Here is an 8,826-nt window from a genome sequence, read left to right as displayed (position 1 = left end):
GTCGATCGAGATGCGGTTGCCAACCTTGTCGGAATGCCGGAGCCTCAGGCCGATCGGGCAGTCGAACGCTGCCTTGGCATGGTCGAAGCCCAGATGCAGCGCCTCGATATTGGGCTGGATCAGCTTGTCCTTGCCCTTGAACTGCTCGCCGATCAGCTGCTCGACGATCTTCATGTCCATATCGAGCAGCGCCGCCAGCGCCCCGACATAGATGATGTTCTTGAACAGCTGGCGCTGGCGCGGATCGCTGTAACGGCGATTCGCGATCTCGGTCAGCGGCACCCCGATGATTTTGATATCCTTGCCGAATTTCTCCGGCGGCAGCGGCTTGGTCGAGTCGTAGAAGAGATAGCCGCCGGGCTCGATCGAGGCGATATCCTTGTCCCAGGTCTGCGGGTTCATCGCGACCATCAGGTCGACCCCGCCGCGCCGCCCCAAGTGCCCGGCCTCGGTGATCCGCACCTCGAACCAAGTCGGCAGGCCCTGGATGTTCGAGGGGAAGATGTTGCGCGCCGCCACCGGCACGCCGGAGCGCAGGATCGACTTGGCGAACATGCCGTTGGCGCTGGCCGAGCCCGAGCCGTTCACATTGGCGAACTTGACCACGAAGTCGTTGATCACCACCGGCCCGGCCGCCTTGGCCGCGCTCGGGCTCATCTCGACTGACATGCCGCCCCCGCGTGGGTCATTTCCAGGGTGAAGCGCTGCATGTCCCAGGCGCCGGTGGGGCACCGCTCAGCGCAGAGCCCGCAGTGCAGGCAGACGTCCTCGTCCTTGACCATCACCCGCCCGGTGGCGAGCGCGCCCGAGACATAGAGATCCTGATCGAGGTTCAGCGCCGGCGCCTTCAGCTCGGTGCGCAGCGTTGCCTCATCCGTCTCCTTGACGAAGGTGATGCAGTCGACCGGACAGATGTCCTCGCAGGCGTCGCATTCGATGCACAGGTTGTCGGCGAACACGGTCTGCACGTCGCAGTTCAGGCACCGCTCGGCTTCCTTGTAGCCGGTCGCCCGGTCGAAGCCGATTTCGACCTCCATCTTGACGTCCTTCAGCGCCACGGCCTTGTCGCGCTGCGGCACCCGGTAGCGGCGGTCGTTGGCGATGTCGTTGTCGTAGCTCCACTCGTGGATGCCCATCTTCTGGCTGACGAGGGAGAACTCCGGCGGCGGGCGGACCTTCACGTCCTCGCCCTGGCAGAACTTGTGGATCGAGACGGCCGCGTCATGGCCGTGCGCCACGGCCCAGATGATGTTCTTCGGCCCAAAGGCCGCGTCGCCGCCGAAGAAGACGTTGGGGATCGTCGACTGCATGGTGATCGGGTCGACCTTGGGCATCTCCCACTCGTCGAACTCCATGCCGATGTCGCGTTCCATCCAGGGGAAGGCGTTCTCCTGCCCGACCGCCACCAGCACGTCGTCGCATTCGTAGTGCTCGTCCGGTTCGCCGGAATTGACCACCTTGCGCTTGCCGGTCTCGTCGACCGTCGCCTTGACCACCTCGAAGGTGACGCCGGTCAGCTTGCCGTTCTGGTGGGTGAACGCCTTGGGCACGCGCCAGTTGAGGATCGGGATGTCCTCGTGGATCGCGTCTTCCTTTTCCCAGGGCGAGGCCTTCATCTCCTCGAACCCGGAGCGGACGATCACCTTGACGTCCTCGCCGCCCAGGCGGCGGGAGGTCCGGCAGCAGTCCATGGCGGTGTTGCCGCCGCCCAGCACGATCACGCGCCGGCCGATCTTGTCGATGTGGCCGAAGGAGACGGACGACAGCCAGTCGATGCCGATGTGGATGTTGGCGCGGGCCTCCTCGCGGCCCGGCAGGTTCAGTTCGCGCCCGCGCGGCGCGCCGGAGCCCACGAACACCGCGTCATAGCCCTCCGCCAGCAGACTCTTGAGGCTGTCGACCCGCTCGCCGAGCCGCAGCGTCATGCCGAGGCCGGTGATGTAGCCCACCTCTTCGTCGATGACGGTTTCCGGCAGGCGGAAGCGCGGAATCTGGCTGCGGATCATGCCGCCGGCCTTCGCGTCGCCATCGAACAGGGTGATTTCGTAGCCCAGCGGCGCCAGGTCGCGGGCCACCGTCAGCGAGGCGGGTCCGGCCCCCACCATGGCCACCCGCTTGCCGTTCGACTTGGCCGCCGGCGCGGGCAGCCTGGCGGTGATGTCGTCTTTGTTGTCGGCCGCGACCCTCTTCAGCCGGCATATGGCGACCGGCTCCTCCTCCACGCGTCCTCGCCGGCAGGCGGGCTCACAGGGGCGATCGCAGGTCCGCCCGAGCACGCCCGGGAAGACGTTCGACTGCCAGTTGATCATGTAGGCGTCGGAGTAGCGCCCCTCCGCGATCAGGCGGATGTACTCCGGCACCGGCGTGTGTGCGGGACAGGCGAACTGGCAGTCCACGACCTTATGAAAGTAGTCGGGAGTCCACGTACTCGTACGTTGCAAAAGCTCGATCCCTTCCCGCGACGCTCTTCTCACGGGACGGCAAGTCGGACTCAGGGCCAAGCAGAAGCGCGGGGCTGAGTGGGGCTTAGGCCGTCACGACGCGGCGTTCACTTTGCGGCAGGTTAGGCCCCGTTCGTCGGTCAAGCCAACCCCATTCCTGATCGTTGTTAGGTGATTTCACACTGAATCCGGGTCTGGCGCGGGATTTCGGCCGCCGCCGCCGCCTCAAGCGAAGGTGATCGGCGGCCCAGCTTTTCTGACGGGCGTTCAGATTGCTTAATGGTAACTTAATTTGCGGAAGCCCCTTCACGACGGGGTTTGGGAGAGACGCGATGACCGAACCTGGCGACATCGTCCCTGTATCCGAGTCCCCCGTCTATTCCTCCTCGCCGAGATCGCGCGAAGAGCAAGCGGACGCGAGCCTCTTCCAGGAAATCAACGAGCGCCGCGCCCGCGTCGAGAACGCCGAACTGCTGCAGCACCTGCGCGGGCTCTAGCCAAACCCCATCGATGTCGCCGCGGTTTCTGGCGGCGAGGACCGAGATAGGCTTCACCAGGACAGATCAAAGCGCCGCGGCCCACGCACCGCGGGTAGCGGCTATGGAGCGCCGCTTGCGCGCCGTCGCGCTCGAGCATGCTGACACCAGGGTGGCGGCAGGATGGGGTGAGCCTCGCAGGCGGTCGCGCAATCGCCGCGACTTTGCAAAGGAAAACCCGATGACTCGTCGCCGCCCCTTTGCCTCCGCCATCGCCCTCGTCGTCGGACTGGGTCTGATGACGTCAGCGCCGTCAGTTCAGGCCGCCCAGACGCCCGATCTGAGCGGGCTGCACGCCTTCGACTTGCGGGTGGGCAAATGGAAGATCCACAACCGGGTTCTGAAGGCGCGGCTGGCGGGCAGCCATGACTGGCTGCAGTACGACGGCGCCCAGACGTGGTGGAAGATCCTGAACGGCTTGGGAAATGTTGACGACACCCGTCTCGACAAGCCGGGCGACGCCTACAGCGGCGCCACCCTGCGGGCCTATGATCCGAAGACCGGGCAATGGGCGATCTGGTGGCTCGACGGCCGCACGCCGACCGGCAAGCTCGACCCGCCGATGCTCGGCCGTTTCGCCAACGGCGTCGGAACCTTCTACAGCGACGACAGCCTGCGTGGGAAACCGATCAAGGTGCGGTTCATCTGGTCGAAGATCACCCGCACCTCGGCGCATTGGGAACAGGCCTACTCGCCCGACGGCGGAAAGACCTGGGAGACCAACTGGATCAGCGACTTCACGAGGATTGGTTAGGCGCGCCGTCCGCCGCCGCCTCGAACCCGAGCCTCAGTCCGCCTTCTTCGCCGCGGCCTTCTTCGGGGCGGCCTTCTTGGCGGGTTTGGCCGGCGCTTCGTCGTCGCCGTAGCCTTCGGGCATGTCGTCGTCGGCCAACAGGTCGTCCTTGGAGACCTTGGTGTCCTTCACCTTGGCCTTCTCGACGATCAGGTCGACGACCTTGTCCTCGAAGATCGGCGCGCGCAGCTGGGCCTGGGCGTTGGGATTCTGCCGGAAGAGGTCGAAGACCTGCTGCGCCTGCGGCCCGTATTTCATGGCTTCCTGACGCATGGCCTCGCCCAGTTCCTGGTCGGTGACCTGGACGTTATTGGCGCGGCCGATCTCGGCCAGGATGAGGCCTAGGCGCACGCGGCGCTCGGCGATCTTGTGGTATTCCTCGCGCAGCTTCTTGTCGGACTTCTTGGCGTCCTCCGGCGGCAGCTGGCCGGCTTCCTTGTCCTGCTCCACCTGTTGCCAGATGGCGTTGAACTCGGCCTCGACCATCTTGGGCGGCAACGGGAAGTCGTGCTTGGTGTCGAGCTGGTCCAAGAGCGCGCGCTTCAGCTTGAAGCGGCTGGCGCCGGCGTATTCCTTCTCGAGATTGCCCTTCAGCAGATCGCGCAGCTTTTCGAGGTTCTCGATGCCCAGGCGTTCGGCGAAGGCGTCGTCGGCGGGCGCGTCGACCGGGCTCTTCACGGCCTTCACCTTGACCTCGAAGACGGCGGCTTTGCCCTTCAGGTTCTCGGCCTGGTAGTTCTCGGGGAAGGTCACATTGACCTCGGTCTCGTCGCCCGGCTTGGCGCCGATGAGTTGTTCCTCGAAGCCCGGGATGAACTGGCCCGAGCCCAGCACCAGCTCGGCGTCCTCCGCCGCGCCGCCGTCGAAGGGTGTGCCGTCCAGCTTGCCCAGGAAGTCGATGACCACCATGTCGCCGTCGGCCGCCTTCACGGCCTTGCCGGTCTTTTCCTCATAGGTGCGGTTCTGCTTGGCGAGTTCGGCGACCGCCTCGTCGACTTCCTTGGCGGTCGGCTCGTAGACCGGGCGGCTCAGCGAGAGCGTCGCGACGTCCACCGGCTCGAAATCGGGCATCACGTCGACGGCGATCTCGTAGGCCAGGTCCGCCTTGCCATCGACCACCGCGTTCATGTCGCCTTCGGGCTTCAGGTCGGGGTCGCCGGCGGGGCGCAGCTTGTTGTCCTCGAGCACCTTCTGGGTGGTCTCGTTGAGGGTCTTTTCGATCACTTCGCTCATCAGCGCCTTGCCGTAGAGGCGGCGCACGTGGGCGGTCGGCACCTTGCCAGGACGGAAGCCCTTGATGTTGAGCGTCGGGGTGACCTCGGCGATCCGGGCGTCCAAGGCCTCGTTCAGGTCCGACATCGGGACGGTGACCCCGAACACGCGGCTCAGGCCTTCGTTAGACTTCTCAACGATCTGCATCGACATCTTGGGACTTCCGGCTCGAAACTATCCGGTCATGGCGCTAAGGAACGCGCTCACCACCGTTTGTGGATTTGATCTATATCCGCCCCAGCGGCGGAGGGCGCGGTTTATGTCACGGCGGTCCGATTGATCCAAGCCCAAAGACCTTCTAGACCCGGGCGGCGCGCGGCTATGGCGGAATTGGTAGACGCACTGGTTTTAGGTACCAGCGGGCAACCGTGGGGGTTCGAGTCCCTCTAGCCGCACCATCCTCTCGCGTGACAGCGCGGGCCGGCGCAGGCAGAAGGCGGCCATGTCGCGCGGCGTGCTCTTCGTCCACAACAACTTCCCGGCCCAGTTCCGCGGGCTGGCGGAGGCGCTGCTGGCGCGCGGCGTGCCCTGCGCGGCGATCGGTTCGGCGACGGCGCCGGGGATCGAGGGCATGGCGCTTGGGCGCTATGCCACGCGGCGCGGCACGACGCAGGGCATCTTCCCCTTTGCGGTGCGCGCCGAGGCCGACCTGATCCGCGGCGCCGACGCGCTGCGCGTGGGACATTCGCTGAAGGACGCGGGCTTCCAGCCGCAGGTCATCGTGGGTCATCCCGGCTGGGGCGAGACGGTCTTCCTTGACGAGCTGTGGCCCGACGCCAAGCGGGTGATGTTCTCGGAGTTCTTCTACAAGGGCCGAGGCCTCGACATCGATTTCGACGAGGAGTTCTTCCAGACCACCGAACAGGCGGTGTTGGCCGGCAAGGCCAAGAACGCAGTCATGAGCCTGGCGCTCGCCGAGGCGGACGTGATCGTGGCGCCCACCGAGTTCCAGGCCTCGGTGCTGCCGCCGGTCTTCCAGCCGCGGGTGCGGGTGATCCACGAGGGCGTCGACACCGAGGCGATCCGGCCGGGGCCCGCCGAGCCCTTCGCGCTTGCCGATGGCCGCGTCATCGCGCCGGGCGCGCGGGTGATCACCTACGCCAACAACCACATGGAACCATTGCGCGGCCTGCACATCTTCGCCCGCGCCCTGCCCCGGCTGATGGCGGAGGTTCCGGACGCTGAGGTTCTGGTGTTCGGCGCCGACGCGCCCCGGCCCTATGGCGGCAGTCCGGCGGACGGCCGGCCCTGGCGCGAGGTGATCTTCGAGGGGCTGGAGGTCGACGCCCAACGGCTGCACTTTATGGGAAAAGCCCCGCACACTCAGCTGCTGGCGGCGATGCGGCTCTCCACGGCCCACGTCTACTACACCTATCCCTTCGTGCTCTCCTGGTCGCTGGTCGAGGCCATGGCCAGCGGCTGCTATGTGGTGGCCTCCGACACCGCGCCGCTGCACGACGCCATCGAGGACGGAGTCAACGGCCGGCTGCTGCCGTTCTTCGACGTGGACGCGCTCGCCCAGGCGCTGATCGAGGCCTGCCGCAAGCCGAGCGCGTCGGCGCCCCTGCGCGCCGCCGCCCGGGAGACCGCGGTGGCCAGATTCTCCCGCGCCGACGGCCTGGCGGCCTGGCTGAGCTTGCTGCGTGAGCTGGGCGTGGATATCCCCGACGCGCCGCCCGAGACGCCGTTCGGAACCTAGCCGCAGCGAATCTGGCGGATGCGGCCGGTCTGGGCGTCGAACAGGAAGTTCAGCCGCGCCGGATCGCTGTCCTCGGCGGCCGGACAGGTGGTGCAGGCGACCCGCTGGCGGCGCGGGTCCAGCGGGACCGGAATCTCGGTGCGCGGCCGCCCGATGAGGCTCTGCAACTCCGCCGCGCCGCATTGATCGCGGCGTTGCGCTGTGGACTGCGGCAGCAGCGAGCGCGGCGGCGCGGCCGGCGTTTCGCTCTGCGGCGCAGGTTGCGGCGCCGGCGTGGCCGGCGTTGGGGCTGGGCGCGCCTCGACCGGCGCATTGGCGGTCCCCGGGTGCTCGGCCACCACCGGATAGGTCGGCGCGCAGCCCGCCGCCAGCAGGGCCAGGCCCGCAAGCAGCAGCGACCTCACGCCTGTTTCTCCCAGCCGCGCGCCTGTTGCTTCCAGTAAGAGAGCGGCGAGCCGCTGGTCTTGATCGCGCTCCACTGCGCACGCGCCACCGCCAGCTGCGCCTCGTCGCCGCCATCGAACAGCACGATGCAGCGGGCGTAGCCGACGAGTTCGCCGGGCTCGGCACCGTCGACCAGGAAGAGCGCGTCGGCGCCGTTGGCGTTCGCAAAGCCGGTGGTCAGGAGGATCGGTTGGCGCTCCGCCCCCGGCTCGTCATCCGGGCCGTGCGCCAGGAAACTGTCGTCGCGCCAGGTCCACAGGGCCGCGTCCAGGTGCTGTAGCCGATCCGCCGTCCGCGCCCGCACCACCGCCTTCCAGCCGCGCTGCAGGGTCTTCTCCAGGAGTTCGGGCAGGGCCTGGTCGAGCCCCGTCCGCTCCAGGTGATAGAACCAGACCTCGGTTGCGGCCTCAGACATCGGCGCCTCAGCCCTCGTACTTCTCCGCCACCATCCGGTTCAGCAGGCGCACGCCGTAGCCGGTGGCGCCGTCGGGGCTGGTAGGGACCTTCGAGGGATTGCGCCAGGCGGTGGCGGCGATGTCCAGGTGCGCCCAGGGCGTGCCGTTCACGAAGCGCTGGATGAACATGGCCGCGGTGATCGACCCGCCCGGCCGGCCGCCGGTGTTCTTCATATCGGCGATCATCGAGTCGATGTTCTTGTCGTAGGCGGCCGGCAGCGGCATCCGCCACAGGGGCTCGCCCTCGGCCTGGGAGGCGGCGATCAGGTTGGCGGCCAGCTCTTCGTTGTTGGCGTAGCAGCCGGCCAGGTCGTGGCCGAGCGCGATGATGATCGCGCCGGTCAGCGTCGCCAGGTCGACCATGAACTTGGGCTTGAAGCGGTCCTGGCAGTACCAGACGGCGTCGGCCAGCACGAGGCGGCCCTCGGCGTCGGTGTTGATGACCTCGATGGTCTGACCGGACATCGAGGTGAGCACGTCGCCGGGGCGATAGGCGTTGCCGTCGGGCATGTTCTCCACCAGGCCCAGGATGCCGATGGCGTTGACCTTGGCCTTGCGGCCGGCCAGCACGTGCATCAGCCCAGCGACCGCGGCCGAGCCGCCCATGTCCCACTTCATGTCTTCCATGTTCTCGGCCGGCTTGATCGAGATGCCGCCGGTGTCGAAGCAGACGCCCTTGCCGACGAAGGCGACGGGCTGGGCCTTCTTGTCGTCGGCGCCGTACCACTTGATCACCACGAGCTGGCTATCCCGAACGCTCCCTTGGCCCACGGCCAGCAGCGAGCCCATGCCGAGCTTCATCATCTCGGCCTCGCCCAGCACCTCGACCTCAAGGCCAAGGCTCTCCAGCGCCTTCACGCGCGCGGCGAACTCGGCGGGATAGAGGACGTTCGGCGGCTCGGACACCAGGTCGCGGGTGAAGGCCACGGCGTCGGCCAGGGCGGCGAGCGGGGTGAAGGCGGCCAGGGCCGCGGTTCCGTCGGACGCCGCCACCTCAGCCTTGACCACCGACGGCTTCTTCTCGGCCGGCTCCTTGGTGCGGTACTTGTCGAAGCGGTAGCTGCCGAGGCGAACGCCCAGCGCCGCGCGGGCCGCGAGCTCCGCCGAGGCGTCGGGCAGCTCCAGGCGCAGCGTCGTCAGGCCCGAGGCCTTCACCGCCCCATAGGCCGTGGCCGCGGCATGTTCG

General features: G+C 67.5%; 9 protein-coding genes and 1 tRNA gene. 4 read left to right on the top strand and 6 right to left on the bottom strand.

Translation table 11 applies throughout. The annotated features are described in order from the left end of the window. Together VKQ35_RS09365 and VKQ35_RS09360 are read right to left on the bottom strand one after the other, a co-directional pair. Positions 1-669 (bottom strand): 2-oxoacid:acceptor oxidoreductase family protein (locus tag VKQ35_RS09365; protein WP_324360844.1); only part of this gene is annotated, 669 nt, incomplete at its 3' end. Next, positions 654-2,441 (bottom strand): FAD-dependent oxidoreductase, encoded by a 1,788-nt coding sequence (locus tag VKQ35_RS09360; RefSeq protein ID WP_324360842.1) that lies wholly within the window; start codon positions 2,439-2,441, stop codon positions 654-656. The genes VKQ35_RS09365 and VKQ35_RS09360, both read right to left, overlap by 16 nt. Positions 2,442-2,773: 332 nt before the next feature. Between VKQ35_RS09360 and VKQ35_RS09355 the strand changes: the two genes are divergently transcribed. Both VKQ35_RS09355 and VKQ35_RS09350 read left to right on the top strand, forming a co-directional pair. Next, complete coding sequence (locus VKQ35_RS09355) at positions 2,774-2,938, top strand: hypothetical protein (protein WP_324360840.1); 165 nt, start codon at positions 2,774-2,776, stop codon at positions 2,936-2,938. A gap of 277 nt (positions 2,939-3,215) precedes the next feature. Continuing rightward, on the top strand, positions 3,216-3,731 hold the full coding sequence (locus VKQ35_RS09350) for a DUF1579 domain-containing protein (RefSeq protein ID WP_324360838.1): 516 nt from the start codon (positions 3,216-3,218) through the stop codon (positions 3,729-3,731). Positions 3,732-3,764: 33 nt separating this feature from the next. On the opposite strand, the gene tig is transcribed toward VKQ35_RS09350, so the two are convergent. Next, positions 3,765-5,189, bottom strand: coding sequence for a trigger factor (gene tig / locus VKQ35_RS09345; protein WP_324360846.1), 1,425 nt, complete (start codon positions 5,187-5,189; stop codon positions 3,765-3,767). A gap of 168 nt (positions 5,190-5,357) precedes the next feature. Between tig and VKQ35_RS09340 the strand changes: the two genes are divergently transcribed. Further along, a tRNA-Leu gene (locus VKQ35_RS09340) sits at positions 5,358-5,440 on the top strand. Positions 5,441-5,484: 44 nt separating this feature from the next. Then, complete coding sequence (locus VKQ35_RS09335) at positions 5,485-6,741, top strand: glycosyltransferase (RefSeq protein WP_324360836.1); 1,257 nt, start codon at positions 5,485-5,487, stop codon at positions 6,739-6,741. Here the strand turns inward: VKQ35_RS09335 and VKQ35_RS09330 are convergent. From VKQ35_RS09330 to VKQ35_RS09320, 3 genes are all read right to left on the bottom strand, one after another. After that, positions 6,738-7,145: a peptidase inhibitor I78 gene (locus tag VKQ35_RS09330; protein ID WP_324360834.1), complete on the bottom strand. Its 408-nt coding sequence runs from the start codon at positions 7,143-7,145 to the stop codon at positions 6,738-6,740. The two genes, VKQ35_RS09335 and VKQ35_RS09330, sit on opposite strands and share 4 nt — an antisense overlap. Next, the gene (locus VKQ35_RS09325; RefSeq protein ID WP_324360832.1) at positions 7,142-7,600 is read right to left on the bottom strand and encodes a DNA polymerase III subunit chi; all 459 of its coding nucleotides are present in this window, start codon (positions 7,598-7,600) and stop codon (positions 7,142-7,144) included. The genes VKQ35_RS09330 and VKQ35_RS09325 overlap by 4 nt, the downstream gene beginning before the upstream one ends. Positions 7,601-7,607: 7 nt before the next feature. Further along, on the bottom strand, positions 7,608-8,826 hold a 1,219-nt coding region (locus VKQ35_RS09320; protein WP_324360830.1), incomplete at its 5' end, for a leucyl aminopeptidase.

Source organism: Phenylobacterium sp. (assembly GCF_035309685.1).
Taxonomy (GTDB): domain Bacteria; phylum Pseudomonadota; class Alphaproteobacteria; order Caulobacterales; family Caulobacteraceae; genus Phenylobacterium.
The sequence above is the reverse complement of the archived record's forward strand: the minus strand, read 5'-3'. Positions and strand labels throughout refer to the sequence as shown.